Raw genomic sequence first — 26,165 nt, 5'->3', positions numbered from 1 at the left:
TGTGAGCATGCGCTTGCCGACGCCGCGCGACCGAGAAGGTCGCGACCCTGGGGAAGGGTTGTGGCAGAGGCTGCTACGCGTGTCTTGAGAGTTTGCCTGTCGTGGCTACAGGGAATCCTAGTTTGTGATCTCGCTCAATGAGTAATCTCTGAATCTGTGCGCATCACAGAAAAGTGTGGTTTCTAGTGGTTGGCAGGTTGGTATATTTTAGCCGCTGGTAGCCGCGTAAATGTGGAATATGCAGGCATTTTCAATTTATTCATGGGGGTAAAAATAGGGGCACCCCCATCTGTCCTTGAAACGACAGATGGGGGTGCCCTTTGCCCTATGTGGTGAGCAGGCTCACCCTATATTGGGCGATGCTGCTGCGGAAAGGCTAGGCCTTAGAAATCTCCCAGAACGGGATAGTGCCGTTCCAGCTGACCGCGACGTTGTTGACGGACTCGGACCAACCGATCGTGGTGTTCGGGTACCACAGCGGGACGGCGGGCAGATCCTCGAAAAGGATCTGCTGGATTTGCTCGTTAACCTTTACGGCCTCTTCGGGGGAGCTGGACGCTGCCTTGTCGATGAGGGAGTCGAGCTCTGGGTTGGAGTAGTCGGCATCGTTGTTGCCGGCGCCGGTGCCGTACAGGGGGCCGATAAAGGCGCTGGTGGCCGGGTAGTCGGCGGACCAGCTGGATCGGGTTGCGCCCTTAGCGGTGCGGTTCTTAACTTCGTCACGGAAGGACTTGAAGTCAGGGTACGGATTACCCACGGACTCGATGCCCAGAGCGTTCTTGATGGAGTTTGCCACGGCGTCGACCCAAGCCTTGTTGTTGCCGTCAGCGTTGTAGGAAATCGGCAGCGTCCCTTCGAACTTGCTGATCTTGTCCGCCTTGTCCCACAGCTCCTTCGCCTTGGCGGGATCGTAGTTGAGCACGTCGGAGCCCTTGATGGAGTCGTTGTAGTTCGGGATCGCCGGCGAGGTGAAGTCCTTGGCTGCGGTTGCGGTGCCCTTGTAGATGACCTCGGTGATCTCGTCGCGGTTGATGGCGTGGGAGATGGCCTGGCGGCGCAGCTTGCCCTCTTCACCAGAGAAGTGGTCGAGGTTTTCGTTAAGGGTCAAAGCAACCTGGCGGGCGGAGGCGTCGGAAGTGGAACGGCCGGCGAGCTCCTGCTCGTAAGTGGAGAATGCGGAGTCTGGGATGGCATCCAATACGTCGAGGTTGCCGGAGAGCAGGTCAGCGTAGGCGGCGTCGCCTTGGGCGTAGAAGGTGAACTTCACGCCTTCGTTCTGAGCTGTGCGCTCGCCGGTGTACTCCGGGTTCTTGACCACTGTGGCGTCAACGTTGTGGTTCCAGGAATCCAGCATGTATGGGCCGTTGCCGATTGGGTTTTCGCCATAACCATCGATGTCGGCGAAGGCGGACTCGTGCATCGGGAAGTAGGCGTCGTAGCCCAGGCGGCTGACGAAGTCGGCGTCGGGTGCGGCCAGCTCGATGGTGAAGGTGGAGTCATCGATGACCTTCAGTCCCTCCATGGACTTAGCGCCCTCTTTGTAGCCCTTGATCATTTCGAAGAAGTACGCGTTGTTGAAGTTCTTCTCAACGGCGTAGTTCCACGTATCGACGAAGTCCTTCGAAGTGACCGGCGAGCCATCGGAGAACTTGGTGTCCTTGAGCTTGACTGTGAAGACAGTGTTGTCCTTGTTTGGCTCGATGGACTCGGCGACGTCCATGTGGGTCTCGCCGGCGTTGTCGTAGTAGACCAAGCCGGCATAGATCAGCTTGGTTAGGCGTCCGCCACCATTTTCGTTGGTGTTTGCCGGGATTAGCGGGTTCTGCGGCTCCGCTCCGTTGGCCAAGACGATTCCGTCAGAGGAACCGCCGTTGTCGGAGGAGCCGCAAGCAGCCAGGGAAACCGAGGCCGTGGCTACGGCTAGGAAAGCGAGAGTCTTCTTGAGATTCATGCAGTTGTACCTTTCACGCGGTGCGTAGGGAAACATCGCATTTAGACTAGAAGCACTGCATAGAAGATCCAAAAATTAGCGGGATGAAAGTTATTCTTGCTTCCGAGCATGCAACGGCGGAAAACCGTGCATATTTTATGAATAAGACTCAGGAAATGGCGAAGCTAAGGGGGCGTCGCCAAGCGAACAAAAAGCTCCGTCTCCCAGACAGGAGACGGAGCTTTGCGTTGCGCGAGTCTAAAGCTTAACGCAGAACTTAGTTCTTGGTGATCTCGTAGTAGACCGGGACGCCCTTCCAGTTGAAGGAAGCGTTGCTTACAGCCTCGGAGAAGCCACCAGTGGCGTTCGGGTACCACAGCGGGATGGCTGGGAGATCTTCGAACAGCAGCGACTGAGCCTCGTTGTACTTCTTAGCGGCCTCTTCCTGGGAGGAGGACTTTGCAGCCTCAACGAGCAGCTTGTCGAACTCTTCGTTGGCGTAGTCACCGTCGTTCGAGGAACCGCCGGTCTGGTACAGCGGAGCAAGGAAGTTGCCCAGGGATGGGTAGTCTGCCTGCCAACCGGTACGGAAAGCGGTCTTGATGGTGCGGTTGGTTACCTCGTCACGCAGGGACTTGAAGTCTGGGTAAGGAGCGCCAACGGCCTCGATGCCCAGGGTGTTCTTGATGGAGTTGGACACTGCATCAACCCAGCTCTTGTGGCCACCGTCAGAGTTGTAGGCAATCTCGAAGGACGGGGAAGCCCACTTGTTGATCTTGTCAGCCTCAGCCCACAGCTTCTTAGCCTTCTCTGGGTCGTACTTCACGACTTCGTTGCCCTTGATGTCCTCGGAGTAACCCGGGAGAACTGGGGAGGTGAAGTCCTTGGCAGGAGTGCGAGTGCCCTTGAAGATGGTCTCGGTGATCTCCTCGCGGTTGATTGCGTAGGAGATGGCCTGGCGGCGCAGCTTGCCCTCTTCACCGGAGAAGTGCTCGAGGTTCTCGCCGATGGTGAAGGACTGGAAGCCAGCGTAAGGCTGGTTGACTGCACGGTCGCCGAGGTCAGCCTCGTAGACGTCGAAAGCGGAGTCCGGAATGGAGTCTAGGAGATCCAGGTTGCCGGAGAGTAGATCAGCGTAAGTGGCGTCGTTGTCGGTGTAGAAGACGAACTTCACGCCGTCGTTGGCAACCTTCTGGCCACCCTTGTATTCCTCGTTAGGAACGACGGTTGCGTCCTGGTTGTGGTTCCACTCGGAGAGCTTGTATGGGCCGTTGCCGATTGGGTTCTGGCCGAAGGCGTCCATGTCCTCGAAAGCAGACTCGTGCAGCGGGTAGAACGCGGAGTAGCCGAGCTGAGCCGGGAAGTCCTGCTCTGGGTTGGTCAGGGTAACGGTGAAAGTCAGATCGTCGACGACCTTGAGGCCCTCGAGCTCCTTGACGCCTTCCTTGTAGCCCTTGATGTTGCCGAAGAAGGATGCGTTGAGCTGGTCGTTTGCTACGGCGTAGTTCCAAGCGTCAACGAAGTTCTTTGCGGTAACCGGGGAGCCGTCGGAGAAGTTGGTCTCCTTGAGCTTGATGGTGAACTCGGTGTTGTCATCGTTGGGCTCGATGGACTCGGCGATTTCGTTTTGAGTCTTGCCCTCGGAGTCGTAGTACACGAGGCCGGAGTAGATGGAGTCAACGATGCGGCCACCGCCGGTCTCATTGGTGTTTGCAGGAATCAGCGGGTTTTGTGGCTCGCTGCCCCAAGCGGTGATTAGGTTGTCGCCGCTAGCGGATCCACCTGCGGCGCTGTCGTTGCTGTCGCTGCCACATGCCGCGAGGGTAAGGGCTACGGAAGCTGCCGATACGACAGCAAGCGTCTTTTTGATCGTCATAAGGGGGAGAGACCTCCGAATTGCGTAGAGCATTGGATGAACATTTGCGAACCTTTTAGGTTTGAAATGAAGTTACCTTGTGTTCACGCACACATTCAAGAGTTTGTAATTTATAAACATGTGATAAAAACTATAAGTCGCTAGTTAGTATCCCGTGAACTGGGATTTTAGGCTTAATAATAAAGAAAAAGCCACCCCCTGTGTGGGGTGGCGCTCGGGATAGATTAACTGTTACTTATTTCGCACATTCCCAATCATGCGAGTTGAGCCATTCGCTGACCATCGTTGCGAAGGCTGCGGGCGACTCAATGTGGGGCAGGTTCTTGGTCTGAGCGATGGTGGCGTTCCGGAACGCGCTTGCCGTGCGTTTCTCGGCGCGACGCAGGAGTGGGCGCCACAGTTGTTGCTTGGGATGCAGGTACAAAACCGGCGCTTCGACCTTCGAGTCGATCCAGCTTAACGGTGGCACGGCGGTGCGCATGCGGTGGTTCCACAGGATCCCTCGGCGGACGTTTCCTATCTGCGAGGCTTGAATGCGCAGCTTGGCGACGTCGCCCCGGCGCTCAGCTGGGAACTTTGAATCCGTGTTGAGGGCCAGCTCCTTTTCATAAGTGGAGGGACGCATTAAGGGGTTATGCCGGCGGATGGGCCCTGCTAGGCGGCATAGGCCTGCGCGCAGTAGCAGCCACCCGAAGTCCCATGGGCGGGCGGCCATGGCGCGGCGCAGATCGACGGGGTGGGACGCGGAAACAGAGACTAGTCCCAAGGTACGTTCGGGGCGTTCGCAGGCCACGGCCCATGCAATGGCACCACCGGAATCTGCACCGACTAGGTATGCGGAATCGTGGCCCAATGCCTGGATGGCGCCCGTGATGTCACCGACCATCGCGCGAATGTCCTGGCCTACCTCCACTGGGGGCTTGTCCGACATTCCGAAACCGCGCATATCGAGGGCAGCGACGTGGAAGCCTTGCTCAGCAATGGGGGCGATGACGTCCTTGAAATCGAACCACCCGCCGAAGGAACCATGCAGGAGGAGGACGAGCGGATCGCTCGGTGACCCAGCGGTCGCTGCATGCAGCCTGATGCCACGGGTGTGCACAAACTCGTGCGTGAAGGGGCCTTCGAGCTCAACTACTGAAGGGGGCAACGGCGCAGGAGTCTGGGCCATGGGAACGGTTTCCTTTCTTTCCTTGCCTTATAAAAGCTAAACCCGCCCGAGCTAGAGAGCTCGGGCGGAGATAAGGCCTCGGGCGGAGACAAGCGAAGTTGGAAAGTGCTGCTAAATGGTTTTAGGTGTACAGGCCGCGTTCAACGGACTTGGTTGCCTTGCCTGGGACTAACTTCTTGAGTTCCTTGGTGGACTGGATGGTCTTCTCAGGTGCCTTAACCTTCTTGATGTTCTTGAAGCCGATAAAGCCCACGATGGCTGCGAGAACCAGCATGATGAGGAAGACGATCAGGAACGCTGCCCAGCGATCGAGCCAGAGGTCGAGCAGCTCCGCAAGAAAGAAGAAAAAGAAGAAAGAGCTGTACAGCGCGATGGTGCCAGCGACGCCGAACATGCCGGCACCGATGCCGCCCTTCTTGGCGGATTGAGCAAGCTCGGTCTTGGCGAGCTCAACCTCGGAGCGGACGAGCTGAGACATCTGCTCGGTAGCGTTGGAGACCAGCTGTCCCACGGATACCTCACCGGGCCTCGAGGTATCTGCATCGCTGAGCGGGATAGTATTGACCTTCGGTGCAAATTGGTCCGATCCGTCAGTGAATAGTCCGTCGTTGCTCACGGTTAGTAACTCCTAGCGTTTGTCTAAATCTGTAGTGGCCATAGTAGTGAAACCTGACAACTGCGTGTGTGAGGAATCGCAGAGGCCGCACAGGTCTATCCTAGAGGATATGGCAGAAAATGACCCGTTGGCCCCGCTCTTTGCATTGCCTGGGGTGGAAAATGCGGCTGCGCAAGCGGTTCAGAAAATTTCTCGCGCACATCGCCGCCCGGCGGGTTTACGGAAATTCGATGTTATTTCCGCAGAGTCCGCGATGCGCGGCGCACGGGCCGCGGTGTTCGTCGAAGGCCTAAATATCTCCCCGAATTTGCAGCCCGAAGATGCGGTCGACGGGCCCCTTGCAAACGCTATTAGTGCCTACTCGGTGCTGGCGCCCGAGGTGCAATCGACTACTGTGCGCACCTTTGCGCGCTCGCCGCTCCAAGTTCTCGCGCGACTCGACGTTGCGGCGGGCGGAACAGGCATTCCGGCGGCGTCGGGCGCCGCGCGTGTCCAAGCCTTGGCGCGTCTCATCAGCAGTGGTAGCGGAATGGCTTTTGACCGGTTGCTCCCAGTGGTGTTGCATGCGGAGCTCGCTGCCTACGGCGTCTTCGGATCGCGCAGTCACCTCATCGGCATGGTTGCAGCCCGCATCGCGGCGATACACAGTGGCTTCGACCCGCGTGGCTTTGCGGTCCCCGAAACCTACTACAACCGCCACCGCGATGAGCATTGGGAAGCCATCAGCGCTTATCCGGAGCAGCCTGGCAAAACTTTGGAGTTTCTGCTTAAGGCATGGGCTGCGGGCGGGGAAGAAGCGGACGGCATCGCGCGGTCGGCCTAGGCGCTGTTCTTGGGTTCCCAGAAGGCCGAGGGGCGTTGTGACAGCCACAGGCCAGCCGCCACAACTGCTGCGATTCCGGCCACCACCGCGGAACCGATGCCTACTTCCTTCGCACCGGGCATCGTAAAGAGGGGGACCGGGTCCTTGAAAGTGCGGATGTCCCAGCCTTGTTCCAAGGCGTGCTTTTTCATGTGTCGGTCAGGATTGACCGCAACGGGGTGGCCCACCATTGCGAGCATCGGGATGTCTGTCGCCGAATCGGAGTATGCATAGGACTCACCGAGATCGACGCCCAGTTCCTCCGCGATGTCACTTATTGATTGCGCCTTGGCAGGCCCTTTGCAATAGAAGAGGATTTCCCCGGTAAAGCGGCCGTCGCTTTCTTCTAGCTCGGTGGCTGCCACGCGCGTGATGCCGAGCTCCTTGGCGATGGGGCGCACCAGCGCTGATGCGGAAGCTGAGATGATGACCACCTCGTGGCCCGCCGATTGATGGAACGTGATGAGCTCGCGGGCCTCGGCATAAATGGCCGGGGTGACCACGTTGTGCATCGTCTCAGCCACGATGTTGTGGACCTCATCCACCGACCAACCTGCGACCATTGCTGCTAACTGGTCGCGGGTGGCGTCCATCTGTTCGCTGGATTGGCCTGCAAACATGTAGCCCGCTTTTGCAATCGACATTTGCAGGGCTTCCGACGGCGTGATGAGTCCGTTGTGCATGAACTCCTTGCCGAAGGCGAATGCGGAGGAAGTGGCGATAATGGTTTTATCCAGATCGAAGAAAGCAGCCACGCGGGAATCACCGCTGGGCACGGAGGAATCGGCAGCGGTGGAGGCGGCTTCCGTGCCGATAGCTTCAGCACGGTGGGGATCGGGAATCATACTGTGACCAATGTTAAGGGTGTTACGCGGTGGCGGCAAGGTTGGCGGAACTTTGTGATTTCTCTCGTGCGGCATTTGGTCTGGGGCCTTGGGTGCCTTGCGCCGTGGTTGCTGTTGTCAATGGCCCGCTTCCATGCCATAATGAGCGGTGCAAGGCCCCGATATACTGTGCGGCCTGCCCCGGCTCACCCCCCCCGATGCCGGGTTACCGATGACCCGCGCACACCCCCCCCGAGGCGCGGGTCATCATCTATTTCCGCCCTGTTTGTGCACGCGAAGGTCAAGGCAAAGGAAAGCACAAAACGGCTGTTTTCCACACATATTTGCTGACACGTCACGCTGCATCGCTACAACGCGTTTCCAATAGGTGCGTTATCCACAGCGAGAAAATTGCCTCTAGAAACAGCGGCTATGTCACCCGCAGGCTTAAGGCATGAGTTCACAAGACGTCACCATCGCCATCGCCGTGGGAGATTCCGCGTTGCGCGCCGAGGTTCTTGCAGCAGCCGCTGCTACCAGCGTGCACGTCACCACGGTGGAAGACCCACGCGACTTTCCGCGGCACCTGCCCAAGGCCAGCGTTGTCATCGCAGACAAGCTCACCGCGGCTCTCGTGGCCAAACACAGCGTTGCCCCGGTTTTCTTCGTTGTGGCCGACCCCGGCCCCATTGACTACGAGGCCGCGATGAAATGCCGCAGCGCCGAAGCCTTCATCGTGCCTGCTGAGTCGAAGCAGCTCTTGAGTGCGCTTGCGGATCAGGTGAGCCCACGTGAGCAAAGCGGCGGATCTTTCGCGCTCGCAGTGGTTGGCGCAGCCGGGGGAGTGGGCACATCTACCTTTGCCTATGCGCTCGCGGTGGAGGCGGGAGCAGGGCTGCTCGTCGACGCCGCTCCTTACTCCGGTGGGCTCGATCTTCTCGCTGGCATCGAGGAGGAACCAGGGGCAAGGTGGCCGGATCTTGCAGCGGGAAGTGGCGCCGTAAACGCCACGGACCTGCATCGGGCGGTGCCGCGGCACGGAAACCTGGGGGTGCTGGCGGCGTCGCGAAGCGCACATGCGCAGGTAGCGACCCTTAAGCCAGCGCGGCGCGAGGCCATTTTCCAAGCAGCTGCGTTGCACCCACAAGGTGCTGTCTTTGATGCCGCGCCGGGCGATATTCCGCAAGTCTGTGAACACGTGATCATCGTCTGTGCTGCCGAGGTGCGCTCCGCCGCGGCGTGTGCACAGCTGGTTGGGGAGCTGCGTGCGCAGCAGATGGCGTGCAGTGTTGTGGTTCGGCATCGGCAGTGGTCGGGGCTTGAGCCAGAGGATATTGCGAACATCGTGCACTGCGACCCGATTGCGGAGATTCCCACTGTGCGCGGGTTGACCAAGGCCGTGGAGACAGGCGGTTTGCGCAGCATACCGCGCCCGTTGCGCGCAGCTGCCCAGCGAGTGATCGACGAGGTGCTTTCATGAGTAACACCAGCCTCCTGGATAAGCTGCGCGGAATTGTGGCTGCCGAGCCGGAGCTCGTGGCCGACACCACGGCACTGGCCCGGCGTATCCGGGCAGAGGCAGGCGTCATCAGTGATGGTGATGTTCTCGACCTTTTGCGCCGCCTGCGCCATGACTCGCTTGGGCTCGGGGTGCTGGAACCGATTCTGGCGCAGCCGGGGCTGAGCGACGTCGTGGTCAACGGTCCACGCAGTTGCTTCATCGACCGCGGCAACGGCTTGGAGCCGGTGCCCGTCAGCTTTGCCAGCGACGCCGAGGTACGCCAGCTTGCCACCCGCCTTGCGGCGGTGGCGGGTGTGCGCCTCGATGACGCGCAGCCTTTCGCCGATGGAAGGCTCGCGCGGCCCGATGGCACAGCCCTGCGCCTGCACGCGCTGCTTGCCCCGCCTTCTGCGGGCGGCACCTGCATTAGCTTGCGCGTGCTCCGCCAAGCACAAACGAGCCTTGACCAACTGGTGGCAAGCGGCAGCATCGCAGCAGAGGTCGAGCCCCTGCTGCGGGCGATTGTGGAACGCCACGCTTCCTTCCTGGTCATTGGCGGAACGGGAGCGGGCAAGACTACCTTGCTCTCAGCGATGCTGGGTACGGTGCCAGACTCTGAGCGCATCCTCGTTATTGAGGACACCGCGGAGCTTGCGCCTTTGCATCCGCACGTGGTGACGCTGGTGGCGCGGCGCGCTAACGCGGAAGGCCGCGGTGAAATCACGATGGCGCGGCTCCTGCAGCAATCGCTGCGCATGCGCCCCGACCGCATCGTGGTGGGAGAAATTCGCGGAGCGGAAGTTGTGGACTTGCTTGCCGCGCTCAACACCGGCCACGACGGCGGTGCTGGGACCCTGCACGCGAACTCGGTTTGGGAGGTACCAGCGCGCATGGAGGCCCTCGCCGGGCTCGGCGGCTTGGACCGCGACGCACTGCACTCGCAGCTGGCGGCGGCGGTACACGTGGTGCTTGCGATGGAACGGCGGCCAGAGGGCCGGTGCCTGGCGCACATCGGGCTGCTCGAGGGAAACCCCGTGGTGCCCGAGCTTATCTGGAGCATCGATACCGGCAAGGGGCCCGGTTACAGGGAGTTCGCTGAGCGTCTGGGGGTTGCGCCATGACCTGCTTACTCCTAGCGGGAGCGGCCCTTGTGATGCAGCCTCCGGCAGCTCGCCGGCTGCAACCAGGCAACGCGCGGACTCGCCCTGCCGGGCTACTTGTGGTTCCGGTGGTCTTCTGCGGGGTGCTCGGCTGCTACGTATTCGGGCGTGTCAGCGTCGCAATGGCCGTGTTGTTCGTTGTGGTCTGTGCGGTCTGGTACATCCGCGACGTCAATCAAGGCCGCCAAGCCCGGCGCGGTCGGGAACATCTGGCTACCTTCCTCGGCACGGTTGCCGCGGATCTCAGGGCGGGTGCCACCACGGCGGGTGCGTTGCAACGCGGTGTGAACTCGGTCCCTGCAGAATGCCCCGCGGCAGTGCGGCTGCCGCTTCAAACTGCGGCTGGATTGGCTGCTCACGGTGGGCATATTCACGCCCCGCTCGTGGAGGCCGCGGACCCGGCGGTAGTGCGCCTTGGCCACGTCATACGCATGTCGACGGCGCACGGGGTCGCGCTCGCAGAACTTATCGAGCAGGCCCAGGCCCAGCTCGATGCCGCGCGCCGCCACGCCAAATCCACGGAGTCTTCGCTGCAGGGCCCGCAGGCCACCGCGCTTATCCTGGCCTGTTTGCCGTTGGCCGGCATCGCGATGGGAGGGGCGATGGGAGCGGATTCATTATCGTTCCTGTTAGGCGGGGGATTAGGGGGCCTGCTTCTCGACGTCGGTGTGGCCCTTGCCTGTGCAGGCTTTGCCTGGTCGCGCTACATCCTGCGGAGGGCTGCGGCATGATGACCTTGCTTTGTCTGGCCCTAGCGCTTCTTATTCCCACGGCCCCGCCGCTGCGTCGTCTCGTGCGGCCAAAGACGCCACGCGATGGTCCGCGGCAGCAGCCAGCGCCTCTTGATGTTGCGGCTGACCTCGAGCTCTTCGCGGTGTGCGTGGAGGCGGGCCTGTCGGTGCGCGATGCGTTGGCTGGGGTGGCGTCGACAAGCGCCTGCCCCGCGTGGCAGGAAGCTGCCGCGCTGCTGGGGGTTGGTGCGCCGATGTCTTCGGCCATCGCGGTCCTGCGTGAACAACCGCAGTTGGCGGATCTGGCGGGTCTGCTTGATCTCTCGGGTGAATCCGGCGCCGCGATTGCCGCGGGCTGTCACCGCCTGGTGGAGACGCTGCGCGCGGAGGCCGCCGCGAATGCTGTGGCACGCGCTGAGCGCGCCGGGGTATTCATCGCGGTTCCGCTAGCCGTGTGCTTTCTGCCAGCGTTCATCGTCTTGGGGCTCGTGCCCGTGATTATCAGCCTGGGGACCCAGCTGCTTTAGCAACCTATCCACTAATACGAATCTCACACATCAACTACAGAAACCAGCACTACAAAGGAGAAAAATATGAAAGTTCTAGCTACTCGCATGAAAGCCGTCTTAGGCAACGACGAGGGTATGTCGACGATCGAATACGCCATGGGCTCACTCGCTGCTGCGGCGCTGGCTGCGGTACTTTATGCAGTCATCAATGGCGGACAGGTTCCCGACGCCATCGAATCCATCATCACCGACGCGCTCTCCAATACTCCGCGCTAGGCTATGCAACTCATCCGCATCCTGCGTAATGACACGGGCTCGGTCACCATCGAGGCGGCTCTGGGGTTAAGTTCGCTGGTCATCGTGGCCGCGGGCGCAGTCGCCGGGGTGGCAACGATGGCGGCACACCTCGCGGCTGTCGACGCCGCTGGGGCAGCCGCCCGTGCACATGCCATCGGGGAGCCCTTCTCGAGTGACGGGGCAAGCGTCGACGTTGCTGAGCATGGCGGGCTCGTGACCGCACAAGCCACGGTGCCGGCCCCGCTCGGGTCGATGAAGGCGCGTGCTGTGTTCCCTGCTGAGATCGGGTCCACGCGATGAACCGCTGGCATAACTCCGATGCTGGCTATGCCACCGTGGCCAATGCGGGCATCATCGTGGCCATCGTGTCCCTCTTGCTCGGCGTCACCGCCGTAGCGGGGCGGGTGGCTGCGCGCCACGAAGCGCAGGTTGCGGCGGACATGGCTGCCGTGGCGGCTGCTTGGGACCACGCCCGGGGCAGGGACGCGTGCGCCCAGGCGCGGGAGACGGCCGCGCACAACGAATCGACGCTGCGGGAGTGCCGAGTGGTCGAACGCGACGTCATCGTCACCGTTGCCGTACGGCGGGTGGAGGCGGTGGCGCGGGCCGGGCCTGTCTAAGCGTCGGCAGGCATGGGCCCTGATTGCGTCATCGTCACCAGCGCGCCCAACAGCTTGATGGCGCCTGCCTTGTCCAGCGGGTTGTTGCCGTTGCCGCACTTCGGTGACTGCACGCAGGACGGGCAGCCCGACTCGCACGGGCAGGAGACCACCGTCTCGTAGGTGGTGGCTATCCACTCGGGGAAGCGGCGGAAGCCCTCGTCGGCAAAGCCGGCGCCGCCGGGGTGACCGTCGTACACAAACACCGTGGGCAAGCCCGTGTCCGCATGCTGCGCGGTAGAGACGCCGCCGATATCCCACCGGTCACATGTTGCAATCAGCGGCAGCAGACCGATGGCGGCGTGCTCCGCCGCGTGCAAGGTGCCAGGCGTATCCGCTGCGGTGACGCCCATCGCTGCAAGTGCCAGCGGATCGATGGTGTACGCCACCGCGCGGGTATGCAGGCGCTGTTGCGGCATCTCCAGGGCAATGTCATCGCCCACCGTGCCATCAGGCAAACGCACCTGATAACCCGTCACTTGGTCGATGACCTCTACCTCGACGTTGGCTACCCACAGCCCCGGCGCGTAGTTCACCAGTTCGTCGGCCTCGCGCACGATTCGAATATCCGTGGTCGAGCGCGGGGTCGTGGTGTACTCCGGGGTGTCCGGCTTAGCCAGCGCCAGGTAGTCGGCGAAGTGCAGCTCCTCGATGACGTAGCTCTCGCCCTGGTGCAGATACACCGCGCCGGGATGGACCTGGCTGGCGGCGCGTGCGGCGTCGATTGTGCCGAGCAAACGCCCGTCAGAAGCATCCACGATCATGACCTCTTCGCCCGAACCACCGCGCAGCGACACCGCCGCGTGGGCAGTCTCCGGCGTGAGCTCCTCCCCAGCCGGAATCGGCGCGGCGAACCATCCGCGGTCGCGGCGGCGCAGCAGCCCCCGCTCCGCCAGAGCATGCACCACGTCGTGCGCCCCGAGCTGCTCGATTTCCGCATCCTGGAGCGGCTTCTCGACGGCCGCGCAGTAGACGTGCCCGAACAGGATATAGGGATTCGCCGGGTTGAACACGCTCGTCTCAACTGGCTTGCCCAGCAGCGCGTCAGGGTGGTGCACCAGGTAGGTATCCATCGGCTCGTCGCGTGCCACCAACACCACCACGGAGCCTTGCCCGCGCCTGCCCGCGCGGCCTGCTTGCTGCCAAAAACTTGCCACCGTGCCCGGAAACCCCGCGGTGATGACGGCATCCAATCCGCCCACATCGATACCTAGCTCCAGCGCCGAAGTCGTCGCCACGCCCAACAGCTCACCGGAATCGAGGGCCTTTTCCAACTTGCGCCTGTCTTCTGCCAGGTAGCCCGCGCGATACGCAGCGATGCGGCGGGCGAAATCCGGCCGACCCAACGCGCCCGAAAGGTCTTCCGCCGTGCGTAGCGCCACTACCTCCGCGGCGCGCCGGGAACGCACGAAAGTCAAGGTGCGCGCGCCCTCTGCCACGAAGGTCGCCATCATTCCGGCAGCTTCCGTGGTTGCGGCGCGGCGAACCGGGGCACCGTTTTCGCCTTCAGCGCCCTCGATGAAGCCCGGCTCCCACAACGCCACCGTTCGCGCGCCCGTCGGCGCACCGTCCTCGGTCACCTCGCGGGTTTTACGCCCCGTCAAACGCTGCGTATGGATGGCCGGGTCCTTCATTGTGGCGGAGGCAGAAATGGCCACCGGGCGCGCTCCGTAGTGATCACACAGCCTTAATAGGCGGCGCAACACCAGCGCCACGTTCGCGCCAAAGACCCCGCGGTAGGAGTGGCACTCGTCGATCACAATGAAGCGCAGATGCCGCAGGAAGCGTGCCCAGCGCTGGTGTGAGGCCAGCATCGACATATGAATCATGTCTGGGTTGGAGAAAATGAACCGCGCGTCATCCCTGATTCCGGCGCGCGCCTCGGTGGGAGTATCGCCGTCGTAAGGCGCGGCAACCATCCCGCGCAGCTCCTCGACCTCTCTGCTCATCTGCAAAACGGAGTGCAGCTGGTCCGAGCCCAGTGCCTTTGTGGGGGTGAGATACAACGCGCACGCAGTAGGGTCACTTGCCAACGCAGTGAGGATGGGAAGCAGGTATCCCAAGGACTTGCCCGAAGACGTGCCTGTGGCCACCACGACGTCGTTTCCCTGCCAGGCGTGCTCGGCTACCGCGACCTGATGGGAGTAGAGCTTGTGCACGTCACGGCCCTCAAGGAAGGTGCGCAGCCCAGGGAGAACCCATTCGGGCCACGGCGCATAGCTGGCCGGTTTCGCCGGCAGGGTGGTGGTGAAAGTGCATGTGGATTCGTCGTAGCGTCGCTGCAGGAGCTCGACGAGTTCTTCACCAAGAGGGTTGGTCACGCTACCCCCTTTCCCGAAAATCTTTTGCGTCAAACTATCGCCCACTGAACAAACGTGCCACACTGGGAGGCAGGCCGATGAATTCTTGGCTCAGTGTTTTTCTTTTTGTTAGTGCTGGCGAAGATTTGTTTTCCACAATCCAATTTTTCGTCCACACCGAGTGGACACTCACATAGAAGGTTTAACACCATGGCACAAGGTACCGTCAAGTTCTTCAACGCAGAAAAGGGCTACGGCTTTATCGAGATGGAAGATGGCTCCGGCGACATCTTCGTTCACTACTCCGAGATTCAGGGCAACGGCTTCCGTACCCTCGAAGAGAACCAGAAGGTCTCTTTCGAGGTAGCTGAGGGGCAGAAGGGCCTGCAGGCACAGAACGTGACTGCTCTCTAAAACTTTAATTCGCGCAACCCCTTAGGAATGATTTTCCTAGGGGGTTTCTGCGTATCCGCGGTGGGTATCCCACCATTCCAGCAGAGCGTTTTGAACCTTCTGTAGGCCAAAGCCGATGATGATTGCGGCGATAATACTGACCACCATCGCGAGCGCCGGCGAATCGGAGAAGGCCATACCTCCCACATAGCCAATGGCTAGCGCTTGGGCAGCCCAGATGGAGACGCCTATGGTGTCGAAGAAGAAAAACAGCGGCCACGGATAGCGCATCGAACCCAACAGAATGGTCATGAATAGTCGCGCTGAGGGAATGAAGCGGGCAATGATGATTGCGGCGCCACCGCCGCGGCGCATGTTGCGCTTGACCCACGCTAGGCCCTCGTAGGCTTTGGAGCCCTTTTGAACGCGGTTGACCAAGGCCATTAAGCGGGTTCCCAGAAGGAAACAGAGATTATCGCCCAGAATGGCTGCCACCAATGCGACGAAGAACATAGTGGGGACGTGCGGGTACCCCTGCGACGCGGACCAAGCACCCACCATATTGAGTGGGATTTCAGAGGGGAGGACGGGGAAGAAACAGTCTAGGAAGATTAGGCTTCCCACCAGCGGGTATACCCATTGGGTGAGCATGACCATTTCGATCCATGCGGTGACGGATGCAACCATCATTCCTCCCCATCGGGCGTGCTGTTCGTGTTAGTGTGCCTTTTATTGTGCCCTGTGCTGAGGCGCTGTCAGGAAACGTGGCCCCCAAAGCTACAGCTGGCTGTAAAGCGACCAGTATAACCGCGCTTAAACAAGGCAGCGCAGCTGCCCTAATAAGTACAGAGAAAAAGAACTGTGTACGCTATTGCTCAATTGCCTTTTATTGTGCGCGATCCTGAAGCGCTAAAAAGGGTTTGAAACAGCGACATGATATCGCGTCATCGAAAGGGATGAAGTCGAGTGGCAGAAGCAGCCGGGAAAACCCTGGTCATCGTCGAGTCAGCGACCAAGGCTAAGAAGATCCAGCCCTACCTAGGCGACAAATACATTGTTGAAGCCTCCGTGGGGCACATCCGCGATCTTCCACGCGGCGCTGCTGACGTCCCTGCGAAGTACAAGAAGGAATCCTGGGCCCGCCTCGGCGTGAACCCTGAGGACAACTTCACCCCGCTGTACGTCATCAGCCAGGAGAAAAAGAAGAAGGTCGCAGACCTCAAGGCCAAGCTGAAGCAGTGCGATCAGCTCTACCTCGCAACAGACCCGGACCGCGAGGGCGAAGCCATCGCTTGGCACCTGCTCGAGGTTCTCAAGCCCAAGGTCCCTGTGCGCCGAATGGTCTTCAACGAGATCACCAAGTCCGCCATCTTGGAGGCGGCAGAAAACACCCGTGAGCTCGACGAGAACCTCATCGATGCCCAGGAAACCCGCCGCATCCTTGACCGCCTCTACGGCTACGAGGTGTCCCCGGTTCTGTGGAAGAAGGTCATGCCGCGCCTGTCCGCCGGCCGCGTGCAGTCCGTTGCTACCCGCGTCATCGTCGAGCGCGAGCGTGAGCGCATGGCGTTCATCTCTGCTGAGTATTGGGACCTGACCGCTTCCCTGCAGACGCAGGGCAATGCTAAGGAGGAGTTCGACGCCCGCCTGACCGCCATCGACGGCAAGCGCGTTGCCTTGGGTCGTGACTTCGACGATAGGGGCCAGCTCAAGGGTGATGAGGTGGTCGTCGTCAAGCAGGCGCAGGCGCACGCGCTTGCCGACGCCCTCCAGGGCGCCACCTTCGACGTTTCCAGCGTCGAGCACAAGCCATATACCCGCAAGCCTTATGCGCCGTTCATGACTTCGACGCTGCAGCAGGAGGCAGGCCGTCGCCTGCACTACACCTCCGAGCGCACCATGCGTATCGCGCAGCGTCTCTACGAAAACGGTCACATCACCTATATGCGTACCGACTCGACCTCGCTGTCCAAGCAGGGGCTCAACGCCGCGCGTGGGGCCGCAAGCTCCATTTTTGGTTCGGAGTACGTCTCTGAGGCGCCGCGCATCTACGACCGCAAGGTGAAAAACTCCCAGGAGGCCCACGAGGCTATCCGCCCAGCCGGCGAGAAGTTCGCCACCCCGGGCGAGCTCTCCGGCAGGCTCGACGCGGAGGAGTTCAAGCTCTACGAGCTCATCTGGAAGCGCACCGTGGCTTCCCAGATGGCTGACGCCAAGGGCACCTCCATGAAGGTCACCGTGGCGTCCACCGCCACCACCTCCGAGGGCGCTCAGGACGTGGAGTTCTCTGCCACCGGCCGCACCATCACCTTCCCGGGCTTCCTCAAGGCTTACGAAGATGTGGCTGCCAAGAATTCCGACGGCGAGTCCCGCCTGCCGCACCTGGACGAGGGCGATGACCTCGCCGCCACCAAGGTGACAGCAGACGGCCACTCCACCAACCCGCCGGCTCGCTACACCGAGGCCAGCTTGGTTAAGAAGATGGAAGACCTAGGCATCGGCCGCCCGTCGACGTACGCCTCCATCATCAAGACCATCCAGGACCGCGGCTACGTGCTTTCCCGCGGCAACGCCCTGGTTCCGTCCTGGGTTGCCTTCGCGGTCATCGGCCTGATGGAAAACAACTTCACCGAGCTGGTGGACTACGACTTCACCTCCTCCATGGAGGACGAGCTCGATGCCATTGCCGCCGGCACCGAGAACGGAACCGACTGGCTCAATGGCTTCTACTTCGGCAACGCCGCAGCCAAGGACCAGAAGGCGGACTCGATTGCCCGCCACGGCGGTCTGAAGTCGCTCATCGACATCAACCTCGAGGCCATCGACGCCCGCCAGGTCAACTCGCTGAAGCTTTACACCGACTCGGAAGGCCGCGACGTCTTCGTGCGCGTGGGCCGCTATGGCCCGTACATCGAGCGCGTCGTGGGCACCAACGAGGACGGCACGCCTGAGTACCAGCGCGCCAACCTTTCTGAGACCACCACCCCGGATGAGCTCAACGAGGAGTTCGCAGAGAAGCTCTTCGCCACCCCGCAGGGCGGCCGCGAGCTGGGTGAGAACCCTGCTAACGGGCGCATGGTCGTGGCCAAGGAAGGCCGCTTCGGCCCGTATGTCACCGAGCAGGTGCGCGAGGATGAGCGCGAGAAGGCTGAGGCCGAGGCCCTCGAGGTGGTCAAGCAGGAGCGCGAGGCTGAGGATAAGCAGCGCGCCGAGGAAGGCAAGCGCGCCAAGAACTGGGAGACCAAGACTGCGGAAAAGCAGAAGGAAAAGCGCATCGCCGAGTACATCGACGAAAAGCTCAAGCCTGGCACCGCTTCGCTGTTTAGCTCCATGGAGCCTTCTTCGGTCACCCTGGAGCAGGCCCTGCAGCTGCTTTCCCTGCCGCGTGAGGTGGGCGTGGATCCTTCCGATAACGAGGTCATCACCGCACAGAACGGCCGCTATGGCCCGTACCTGAAGAAGGGCAGTGATTCCCGCTCGCTGGCTAACGAAGAGCAGATCTTCTCCATCACCTTGGACGAGGCGCGCCGCATCTACGCGGAGCCGAAGCGCCGTGGCCGCGCCGCCGCGCAGCCGCCGCTGAAGCAGCTGGGTGACAATGACGTCTCCGGCAAGCCGATGTCCGTCAAGGATGGCCGCTTTGGCCCGTACGTCACCGATGGCACCACGAATGCTTCGCTGCGCCGCGGCGACGATCCCGCAACGCTTACCGACGCCCGTGCCAACGAGCTGTTGTCCGAGCGCCGTGCCAAGGAAGCCGCGGATGGTGGTAAGAAGAAGACCACCAAGAAGGCTGGTAAGAAGTCGACCAAAAAATCGACTAAGAAATCCACGAAGAAGGCAACCAAGAAATCCACGAAGAAGTCGACGGCGAAGAAGCCTTCGCCAGGCACTAAGAACGTGGTCAAGGCAGGCAGCCGCAAGTAGCGATGGACTTCCTGCAACGCACTGAACAGGGCGCCGCCGCGCTGTGGCGGGCGGTATATCCCGCAATCACCGATCCCGCCGGCCACCCCGCGCGCCTAGGGTTTCTAGCCGCCGGGGAGGCCAGCGCTTGGGCACGCATCTTCGGGTTTGAGCCCCGGCTTCTCGACGCCGCGGTAATAGCTACTCTCTGCACCCAAACGGCGAACCCGGTGCTGCGCGGTGGCCTTGCTGCCGGTTCGGTGGGCCAGTACTGCAAGCGCGGCGAACCGAATGCTCTGGGCATTGCCGCCATTGCCTTGCATCACGGGGCTTATCTGTATCTTTTGCGCGCGCAGCGCAACGACAAGCTGGGCTGGGGCCTGCGCATCGGCGCGTGGGCTGGCGGCCTTGCCATTTCTAAGGGCCGCTACCGCGCGGCCACCGCAGTGGCTGGTGCGGCTGTTGCCGCCACTTCGGCGCTCGCAGGGGATCCAGCCTTGCGTGCAGACGCCACGAAGGGAGCGAGCCACGGCGCCAACCTCATCCTCTTTTCAGAGGGGCTTACCCTTGCACGCACCCTGCCCGTCAACCCGCTGCGCGATAGCCGCCTGCTGGGCGCCGCCGAGGCCGCTAGCCGCGTGCTTGGACATTTCCTTCTGGTTGATGCACTGGAGCGCCACTGACGGGTGATTCAATGCCACTAGGCGGCTGCCTTTTTAGTTCTGGCCGCATCGTCTTGCCATAAGAAATTCGGCGATGCAGCCACTCGAACGGGCCCGGCTTGCCAAAGTATTCGAGAAGGCAGGCCAGCAGCAGAGTGAGCAGCCAGTTGCCCACCGCCAACAAGGCCAAGCCGGAGGCATAGAACTGGGAGCCGATGTTCAAGGTGAACGGGAAAATCACCGCGAAGAAGATGATCGACTGCATGATGTAGCCGCTCATCGAGCGCTTACCCAGCGCACTAAATGGCCACAGCCACCAAGGCAGTGTCTGCACCTTCTCTAGCACCAGCGCGAGCATCGCCAGGATGCCCGGGCCGGTAATCACGCCGACGAAGGTGTTGAGCTGAAAGAAGGCCCCCTCGACTTCCGCGGGGAGCACGCCGATAGTAGCAAGGCCCCACGGCAGGCCCACGCCCAAGATGATCACTGCTGTAATGCCTGCCCAGATGCGCAGCTCGGTGCGGTGAGACGCGACGTCGGCAAGCGTGCCCTGGCGCGCCCACGTAAAGCCCACCAACATGATGGGTCCGTACATGAGCATGAACGGCACGGCGCTAACAGCCTGCCCCAACAGCATCAATAATCCATCCAGCACCAACTTCCCATAGGATTGGGGAAGCTCGGAAAAGAGGACGTAATTCATGCCTGATTCCGGAACCAAAAGCGTAAACACAAACGCACCGATTCCAAGGACCGTAATGATGGTCAGCAGGGTATAAGCGATCTTCTTGAGAGTTTTATCGTGCAGGGAAATAAACATGCTGATGACCAAAGCACAGCAGCCGTAGAAAAACATGATGTCGCCATAGAAGATAAACACCAGGTGGATAATGCCGAAAACGGCCAGGAAGCCGTAGCGCTTGATGATGACCATGCGCGCCTGGCCGAGCGGGAAGCCGCGGCGCCAAAGGCTCAGGGTGATAAGCCCGATACCGAAGCCCAGGAGCGTGGAGAACATCGGCAAACCGCGGTTATGCGCGAACATCGCGGTAAAGAGCACAGTTGCTTTATCCCACACGTTGCCAGAATCGATGCCGCCGAAATACTGGCCGTCTGGATGGGTGGTGGTAATCCACCCAGTGCAGACGTTGGCTAGGGCGATGCCGAGAAGAGCCATGCCACGAGCTACGTCGGGCACGATCATGCGAGGTCGAGACTGAGACACTGCGGAAGTCATGGGCCGCATGTTACAGAACTTATGAAATTAGTTCTCGGTTACTGTGCCGCGGTTGCTCCGCTATTGTTCCGCACGCTCAGCAAGCGTGGAACGGATAGGGCGTGCCAGTCGCGTCATGCGGCGTCGTCCGCGCAGCTCAATGGACTTCATCATGGTCCAACGTGCCTGCTCGGCCTCGTTGGCGCCGCGCAGCGTGGCGGAGTTGGTTAGCACCTGGCCCGGGGTGTCCTTGGCTAGCTCGGTCAAGCGGGCCGCCTCGTTTACTGCATCGCCAATGACGGTGTATTCAAAGCGATCCGCGCCGCCGATGTGGCCGGCCACCACGTGACCCGCCGCGACGCCGATGCCTGCCTGCAGCTCCAAGCCACGCAGCTCCTGGCGCAGCTCGCGCGCCGCCTGCAGCGCCATGGAGTTAGCGTCGTAGACGTTAAGCGGAGCGCCGAATACGGCCAGCGCGGCATCGCCCTGGAACTTGTTGATGATGCCCTTGTTGCGGTGCACCACTTCGACTACGTGCTCGAAGAACTTGTTGAGCTCTTCGACGACCTCCTCTGGGGTGTGGTTGACCGCGAAGGTGGTGGAGCCGATGACGTCGATGAAAAGAACGGCTACCTTGCGGTCCTCGCCGCCCAACTCGGGGCGTTCCTCCAGTGCGCGCTGGGCGACCTCGATGCCGACGTAGCGGCCGAAGATATCGCGCACGCGTTGACGCTCGCGCAGGCCGCGCATCATTTCATTAAAGCCTGCCTGCAACACGCCCAACTCGGAACCGTCATAAATATCGACCTGCACATCATTTTCGCCGCGGCGCACGCGGTTGATTGCATCCTGTAGCTCGACGATGGGGTCAACGACGCTCATCATCGCGAAGACGGTGCCAGTAAAACCCGTTCCCAGGGCGGTCAGCGCTAGGGCGATGACCGCGGGCATGATGTCGTTGGCGTTATCCGTGAACATGCCGGTGCGCTGGCCCACGAGCACCAGTGCGATTCCGACGAGCGGAATGCCGGAGGTCATTACCCAGGTATAGATGAGGCGGTACTTAATCGGCGGCTCCAGAGTGGAGTCCTCGAAGCGGCGGGCCACTGCCTGCGCCGCCACGGGGCGCACGAGGCGTTCTGCCTGCAAGTAGGTAAGCAACACCACCAACAGGCCGGCCAAGGTCGTGGAAACTCCCACGACTAGGCCCAGACTGCCGGAGGATTGGGTGGCGATGATGATGGCCAAGACGATGCCAATGATCCACACCAGGCCGGCCACTGCGGCTTGGTAGATGGGGATGCGCAGCACCAGGTTGCGCACCATGTTTGGATCGTGGGCTTCGGGATTGCGCTGCCAGTCCAGCACCGGCCGGAAGAGTAACAGGGTTACCGAAATGCCGATGAGCACGGCGAAGGAAACATAGAGGACGCCGATTAACGCTAAGTGCGGGACGTCGGAAGTAAAGTCCTTAATCTCCGGCATCGGCAGGAAGAAGACCACGAAGGTCATGATCGCCACGGCGCCTAAGATGTTGGATCCCAGAACGAGCGTGGCGTACATAGGCCATTGGGTGCCCATGAGCCAGCGGGCGCCACGCAGTAGTCTGTTCATGATTTATTACTTTAGTTATCCCAGTAGGCTAGGGCGAGTGAATACCGGAAGCGTTGCGCAACGATTGGCAGATACCCCAGCAGTGGCCCAGACCATCTTGGCCGCAGCTCGGGCCGCCCGAGGTGAGGGGGATCTGCGGGCGATGAGTCATTCTTGGCTGCTTACGGGTCCTCCCGGGGCGGGCCGCTCTTTGGCGGCGCTGTGCTTTGCGGCGGCGTTGATGTGCACGAGCAAAGACGAAAACGGGGACCCCGGTTGCGGGCAGTGCGCGGCCTGCCGGGCGGTATTGGAACAACAAAAACACACCGACCTAGTTTTCGTCGATCCTAAGGAACAATTCATCACTGTCGGCGAGGCCCGCGATGTCATCGGCCGTGCGGCGAGCCTGCCCAGCGTGGCGCCGTGGCGCGTGGTTATCTTCAACAAAGCCGACCGCCTGCGCAACGAGGCCGCCAACGCTTTGCTGAAAACAGTGGAGGAGCCGCCGGAGCGCACCGTCATCGTCATGGTGGCTCCTTCCGAGGACCCACAAGATTTCTCCCAGACCCTGCGCTCGCGGTGCCGCCACCTATATATTCCTTCGCCCAGCGTGGAAGGCGTGGTCAAACAGCTCGTCGCCGAGGGCGCCAGCGAACACGATGCTCGCCTGGCCGCCGTCACGAGCCTGCAGCACGTGGGCCGTGCCCGCCACCTGGTACAGGATGCGGCCGCACAAAAGCGTCGCGCCATGGCCATCAACCTGGCCGAAGACGTCTTCCACGGCTCCCAGGCCTTCCAATCCGTTACCGCTCTGCTGAAGTTCATTGAGAAGGACGCCAAGGATTCTCACGCTGAATCCGAAGAAGCGGAGCGCTCCAAAATTGAGCAGTCCTTCGGCATCGGCGCCAAGGGTAAGGGAGCAAGCAAGGCGCAGCGCGACGCCCGCAGTGCCCTGAAAGAACTGGAGGAGCTCCATAAGAAGCGCGCTAAACGCCGCATCGCCGACGGCCTCGATATTGTCCTTGTGGATCTTGCCGGTATCTACCGCGATGCGCTCATGCTCAAAGTTGGCGCTGAGGTGGACATGACCCACCCGGACTTCGCCGGCCTGGCGGGCGAACTTGCCCAACGCGTGAGCGAGGATGGGCTGCTTGCCGCTCAGTCCGCCATCCGTACCTGCCGCGAGCAGCTGCCGCAGAACGTCACCCCGCAGGTGGCTTTCGACGGCATGGTGGGCCGCCTGCGCCTGGCCTGTGGCGCGCGCTAACCAGCACGTGTGCTGCGTGCACACTACAGGTGATAGCCCGATTTCTTTATCAGCCCAGGCCTAGGCTAAACTCTCAGGCGGTGCATATACACACTGCATCGTGCCGCCTTAGCTCAGTCGGTAGAGCATCTCACTCGTAATGAGAAGGTCGCGAGTTCGATTCTCGCAGGCGGCTCCACTTAGACGTCGGATTTGATAAGTACCCTTTTGCGTTAGCGAGTATCGCTTAGGGGGGTGTGAAAAATCGCTTGCGTTAGCGGGTTTGGGTTTTGCGTTAGCGGGTATCTTGTTTGCCCTAGTAAAATGCGTATTCAGGGTTTAACGCGCTAACGAAGCGTTAAACCTAAGGCCGTTTCACGAGGAGGTGTGTGGTGAGATCGTATGCGTCCGGCGATGAACTAGCCGCAGAGATTACTAAGCGTGGCGAACTTTTTATCGGCGAGTTCGTAGGCGTTCCTGGCGATGGTTGGGACCGGCTGGTTGACGGTGTTGACCGCACGCCCCGGCAGATGATCGCCTACCAGCTTGGCTGGATGGAATTACTGCTCGGCTGGGAACGTGACGAACAAGCCGGTCTTGACGTGGTGACTCCGGCACCTGGTTTTAAGTGGAATCAACTGGGCGGATTGTATGAATCGTTCTACCAACGCTGGGAGCAGGTATCTACTGAGGATTTGATCGACAGGTTCAAGATCCTGCTTGGTGAGATAGTCAAAATGGTGGGCGGTCTAACCGAATCAGAATTGTTTAGTTCGGGTCAGCGTGCGTGGGCTTCTTCCACCCCGTCGGCGTGGCCGGTGTGGAAATGGGTGCATATCAACACCGTCGCGCCATTTACGACGTTTCGCACCAAAATCAGGAAGTGGAAGAAACTGGCAGCCTGCTAGCAATAGGCACGGTGATTTCAGTGCCGATTCTGAAGACGAACTGGATCTCGTTGGCTCCGATAACGGCATGGTCGATAAGCGCTGTCCACTGGGATGGTTGAAAATGCTGGATGGGCTTGTCGGCCAACTGGGTGTAGGCGGTTTTGATCGCAGTGGCCTTGGCACTCTTGGCAGCAATCTCGGCCTCGATGGCTTGTTTGCGGCCCAGGGTTTTCTGGTATCGCGCTTCTAGCTGGGTGTAGCGGGCGAGGTATTGGTCCTGGTCTTGCGCTACCCGCTGATTTTCTGCAACCAATGATTCAATCTCGCTGGCAAGAGCGCGGATTTTCTCGTCTAGGCGCTTGGACTCCGCTTCGAGCTGGTCTGTATTAAACATGGCGTCGATGACCTGTGGTAGGTGGCTTTGTCCGCGATATTGTTCAGCCAGCTGGTTTAGCGCGGCGAGGAACGCGGTCTGGATTTGCTCATCACGCAAGGTAGCGGTCTGGCAGGGACGGGGATGGGACCTGACCCCTGTTTGGTAGACACCTGATATCCAGCCCGGTTGGGTTGGGAAGAAAGGTAATCTACCACCATGCCTAGGTATTCCGAACAGTTCAAACGTGATGCTGTGGCCCTCTATGAAAACAATGAGGACCTTTCACTTCACGCGGCTTCAGCAGAGCTTGGAGTCAATCGTTCCTCGCTTTTCTCCTGGCTTCAGCAATACGGCACCGGCAAACGTGCCCGCACGAAGGCCATGCGCGACAACGCCAAGGAGACGACTGATTCCGAGCGAATCCGCCAGCTAGAAAAAGAGAACGCGAAGCTGCGCGAAGAACGCGATATTCTGCGCAAGGCCGCGAAATATTTTGCCGAAGAGACACGCTGGTGATCCGCTTCCAGTTTGTCTATGACCACCGAACCGAGTACTCGGTCAAGCGGATGTGCCATGTGTTAAAGCTCAATCGCTCCTCGTTTTATAAATGGGTCAACACCCACGAAAATCGCAGGTTAAAGATATGTTCCGATGCCCTTATTGGTGCAAGAATCAAGGCCATCTTTGATGATGAGAACGGGCTTTATGGTGCTAAACGCATCGCTGCAAGCCTCAACGACGATACGGACTTCGGCCCGATCAACCATAAGAAGGTTGCGCGCATCATGAAATCCATGGGGCTAAAAGGCTTTAGCAAACGGCGTCGATGCATCACCACCCGGCGCAAGCCTGGTCACCGTGTCATGCCAGATTTAGTAGGCCGTACATTCACCGCTGACGAGCCGAACCGTGTTTATGTAGGCGACATCACCTACCTGCCGTGTAAGGGCGGTAAGAACATGTACCTGGCCACGGTCATTGACACCTATTCACGAAAACTTGCAGGTTATGCACTCGCAGACCACATGCGTGTCTCACTGGTCATCGAGGCTTTGTCCCATGCCAGCACAGTCCGCGGAAGCCTTGACGGGGCTATTTTCCATTCTGATCATGGAAGTGTGTACACCTCACAGGCGTTTAGGGACCACTGCGCCCAACTTGGTGTACGCCAATCCATGGGCGCGGTGGGAACTAGTGCCGATAATGCCCTGGCAGAATCATTTAACGCCACCTTAAAACGTGAAGTGCTACGTGATCGGAAAGTCTTTGATAATCCCATTATCTGCCGGCAGGAAGTCTTTCGATGGTGCATGCGCTACAACACCCGCAGACGGCACTCCTGGTGCAACCTTCTAGCCCCCAATGACTTCGAAGCACTCACATCAGCTACACTGACCCAAGCAGCATAGCTAACCCCCGACGTGTCTACTTTCCGGGGGTCAGGCCC

The 26,165-nt window shown here is 60.6% G+C and carries 24 protein-coding genes and 1 tRNA gene; 15 read left to right on the top strand and 10 right to left on the bottom strand.

The window, feature by feature from the left end; all coding sequences use genetic code 11:
* Positions 1-376 precede the first annotated feature (376 nt).
* The 4 genes from I6I72_RS05850 to I6I72_RS05835 form a co-directional block, all read right to left on the bottom strand.
* Complete coding sequence (locus I6I72_RS05850; RefSeq protein ID WP_049151271.1) at positions 377-1,951, bottom strand: peptide ABC transporter substrate-binding protein; 1,575 nt, start codon at positions 1,949-1,951, stop codon at positions 377-379.
* 256 nt (positions 1,952-2,207) lie between these two features.
* Entirely contained in the window at positions 2,208-3,806 is a 1,599-nt protein-coding gene (locus tag I6I72_RS05845; protein ID WP_201807673.1) for a peptide ABC transporter substrate-binding protein, read from the bottom strand.
* Between the two features lie 235 nt (positions 3,807-4,041).
* Positions 4,042-4,977, bottom strand: a complete 936-nt coding sequence (locus I6I72_RS05840) for an alpha/beta fold hydrolase (RefSeq protein ID WP_049147263.1) — start codon at positions 4,975-4,977, stop codon at positions 4,042-4,044.
* 121 nt (positions 4,978-5,098) lie between these two features.
* Entirely contained in the window at positions 5,099-5,593 is a 495-nt protein-coding gene (locus I6I72_RS05835) for a phage holin family protein (RefSeq protein ID WP_049147261.1), read from the bottom strand.
* Positions 5,594-5,702: 109 nt separating this feature from the next.
* Here I6I72_RS05835 and I6I72_RS05830 point away from each other — a divergent pair, with 109 nt between their 5' ends.
* Complete coding sequence (locus tag I6I72_RS05830; RefSeq protein ID WP_049147260.1) at positions 5,703-6,416, top strand: hypothetical protein; 714 nt, start codon at positions 5,703-5,705, stop codon at positions 6,414-6,416.
* Here I6I72_RS05830 and I6I72_RS05825 read toward each other — a convergent pair.
* Positions 6,413-7,312, bottom strand: coding sequence for an HAD family hydrolase (locus tag I6I72_RS05825; RefSeq protein WP_370876094.1), 900 nt, complete (start codon positions 7,310-7,312; stop codon positions 6,413-6,415). The two genes, I6I72_RS05830 and I6I72_RS05825, sit on opposite strands and share 4 nt — an antisense overlap.
* Before the next feature lie 421 nt (positions 7,313-7,733).
* On the opposite strand from I6I72_RS05825, the gene ssd reads away from it, so the two are divergent.
* From ssd to I6I72_RS05790, 7 genes are all read left to right on the top strand, one after another.
* Positions 7,734-8,759, top strand: coding sequence for a septum site-determining protein Ssd (ssd, locus tag I6I72_RS05820; protein WP_049062465.1), 1,026 nt, complete (start codon positions 7,734-7,736; stop codon positions 8,757-8,759).
* Positions 8,756-9,901 (top strand): TadA family conjugal transfer-associated ATPase, encoded by a 1,146-nt coding sequence (locus tag I6I72_RS05815; protein ID WP_049147258.1) that lies wholly within the window; start codon positions 8,756-8,758, stop codon positions 9,899-9,901. The genes ssd and I6I72_RS05815 overlap by 4 nt, the downstream gene beginning before the upstream one ends.
* Before the next feature lie 32 nt (positions 9,902-9,933).
* The gene (locus tag I6I72_RS05810; RefSeq protein WP_236592679.1) at positions 9,934-10,671 is read left to right on the top strand and encodes a type II secretion system F family protein; all 738 of its coding nucleotides are present in this window, start codon (positions 9,934-9,936) and stop codon (positions 10,669-10,671) included.
* Complete coding sequence (locus I6I72_RS05805; protein WP_049147255.1) at positions 10,668-11,198, top strand: type II secretion system F family protein; 531 nt, start codon at positions 10,668-10,670, stop codon at positions 11,196-11,198. The genes I6I72_RS05810 and I6I72_RS05805 overlap by 4 nt, the downstream gene beginning before the upstream one ends.
* Positions 11,199-11,264: 66 nt before the next feature.
* Positions 11,265-11,456 (top strand): DUF4244 domain-containing protein, encoded by a 192-nt coding sequence (locus I6I72_RS05800; RefSeq protein WP_005531238.1) that lies wholly within the window; start codon positions 11,265-11,267, stop codon positions 11,454-11,456.
* A gap of 3 nt (positions 11,457-11,459) precedes the next feature.
* Positions 11,460-11,777: a hypothetical protein gene (locus tag I6I72_RS05795; protein ID WP_005531236.1), complete on the top strand. Its 318-nt coding sequence runs from the start codon at positions 11,460-11,462 to the stop codon at positions 11,775-11,777.
* Complete coding sequence (locus I6I72_RS05790; RefSeq protein WP_005531234.1) at positions 11,774-12,097, top strand: Rv3654c family TadE-like protein; 324 nt, start codon at positions 11,774-11,776, stop codon at positions 12,095-12,097. Before I6I72_RS05795 ends, I6I72_RS05790 begins: the two co-directional genes overlap by 4 nt.
* Here the strand turns inward: I6I72_RS05790 and I6I72_RS05785 are convergent.
* A complete protein-coding gene (locus tag I6I72_RS05785; protein ID WP_049147254.1) occupies positions 12,094-14,457 on the bottom strand; it encodes a DEAD/DEAH box helicase in 2,364 nt (787 codons plus the stop codon). The genes I6I72_RS05790 and I6I72_RS05785 overlap by 4 nt on opposite strands.
* A 189-nt stretch (positions 14,458-14,646) precedes the next feature.
* On the opposite strand from I6I72_RS05785, the gene I6I72_RS05780 reads away from it, so the two are divergent.
* Positions 14,647-14,850 carry a cold-shock protein gene (locus I6I72_RS05780; RefSeq protein ID WP_005531231.1) on the top strand — a complete coding sequence of 68 codons (204 nt, stop codon included), beginning with the start codon at positions 14,647-14,649 and terminating at the stop codon, positions 14,848-14,850.
* Positions 14,851-14,886: 36 nt separating this feature from the next.
* Here I6I72_RS05780 and I6I72_RS05775 read toward each other — a convergent pair whose 3' ends face one another.
* Positions 14,887-15,516 carry a DedA family protein gene (locus I6I72_RS05775; protein ID WP_049147268.1) on the bottom strand — a complete coding sequence of 210 codons (630 nt, stop codon included), beginning with the start codon at positions 15,514-15,516 and terminating at the stop codon, positions 14,887-14,889.
* A 279-nt stretch (positions 15,517-15,795) separates the two neighbouring features.
* Here I6I72_RS05775 and topA point away from each other — a divergent pair, with 279 nt between their 5' ends.
* Both topA and I6I72_RS05765 read left to right on the top strand, forming a co-directional pair.
* On the top strand, positions 15,796-18,756 hold the full coding sequence (topA, locus tag I6I72_RS05770) for a type I DNA topoisomerase (protein WP_049147252.1): 2,961 nt from the start codon (positions 15,796-15,798) through the stop codon (positions 18,754-18,756).
* 2 nt (positions 18,757-18,758) lie between these two features.
* Entirely contained in the window at positions 18,759-19,418 is a 660-nt protein-coding gene (locus I6I72_RS05765) for a hypothetical protein (protein WP_049147250.1), read from the top strand.
* Here the strand turns inward: I6I72_RS05765 and I6I72_RS05760 are convergent.
* On the bottom strand, positions 19,366-20,634 hold the full coding sequence (locus tag I6I72_RS05760; RefSeq protein ID WP_235590984.1) for a DUF418 domain-containing protein: 1,269 nt from the start codon (positions 20,632-20,634) through the stop codon (positions 19,366-19,368). The genes I6I72_RS05765 and I6I72_RS05760 overlap by 53 nt on opposite strands.
* Before the next feature lie 60 nt (positions 20,635-20,694).
* Entirely contained in the window at positions 20,695-22,227 is a 1,533-nt protein-coding gene (locus I6I72_RS05755; protein ID WP_049147246.1) for an adenylate/guanylate cyclase domain-containing protein, read from the bottom strand.
* On the opposite strand from I6I72_RS05755, the gene I6I72_RS05750 reads away from it, so the two are divergent.
* From I6I72_RS05750 to I6I72_RS05740, 3 genes are all read left to right on the top strand, one after another.
* Complete coding sequence (locus tag I6I72_RS05750) at positions 22,226-23,473, top strand: DNA polymerase III subunit delta' (protein WP_080986266.1); 1,248 nt, start codon at positions 22,226-22,228, stop codon at positions 23,471-23,473. The two genes, I6I72_RS05755 and I6I72_RS05750, sit on opposite strands and share 2 nt — an antisense overlap.
* Before the next feature lie 102 nt (positions 23,474-23,575).
* Positions 23,576-23,651: transfer RNA gene (locus I6I72_RS05745), tRNA-Thr, on the top strand.
* 190 nt (positions 23,652-23,841) lie between these two features.
* Complete coding sequence (locus I6I72_RS05740; protein ID WP_011273047.1) at positions 23,842-24,360, top strand: ClbS/DfsB family four-helix bundle protein; 519 nt, start codon at positions 23,842-23,844, stop codon at positions 24,358-24,360.
* On the opposite strand, the gene I6I72_RS05735 is transcribed toward I6I72_RS05740, so the two are convergent.
* Complete coding sequence (locus tag I6I72_RS05735; protein WP_051879572.1) at positions 24,329-24,835, bottom strand: hypothetical protein; 507 nt, start codon at positions 24,833-24,835, stop codon at positions 24,329-24,331. The two genes, I6I72_RS05740 and I6I72_RS05735, sit on opposite strands and share 32 nt — an antisense overlap.
* A gap of 99 nt (positions 24,836-24,934) precedes the next feature.
* On the opposite strand from I6I72_RS05735, the gene I6I72_RS05730 reads away from it, so the two are divergent.
* A protein-coding gene (locus tag I6I72_RS05730; protein WP_370633393.1) for an IS3 family transposase occupies positions 24,935-26,127 on the top strand; the annotation gives its coding sequence in 2 pieces (ribosomal slippage) (positions 24,935-25,217 and positions 25,217-26,127; 1,194 coding nt in all).
* The last annotated feature ends 38 nt before the right edge of the window (positions 26,128-26,165 follow it).

The organism is Corynebacterium striatum (assembly GCF_016728105.1).
Classification (GTDB): domain Bacteria; phylum Actinomycetota; class Actinomycetes; order Mycobacteriales; family Mycobacteriaceae; genus Corynebacterium; species Corynebacterium striatum.
Note: the sequence above shows the minus strand (reverse complement) of the source record. Positions and strands in the feature narration are given on the sequence as shown.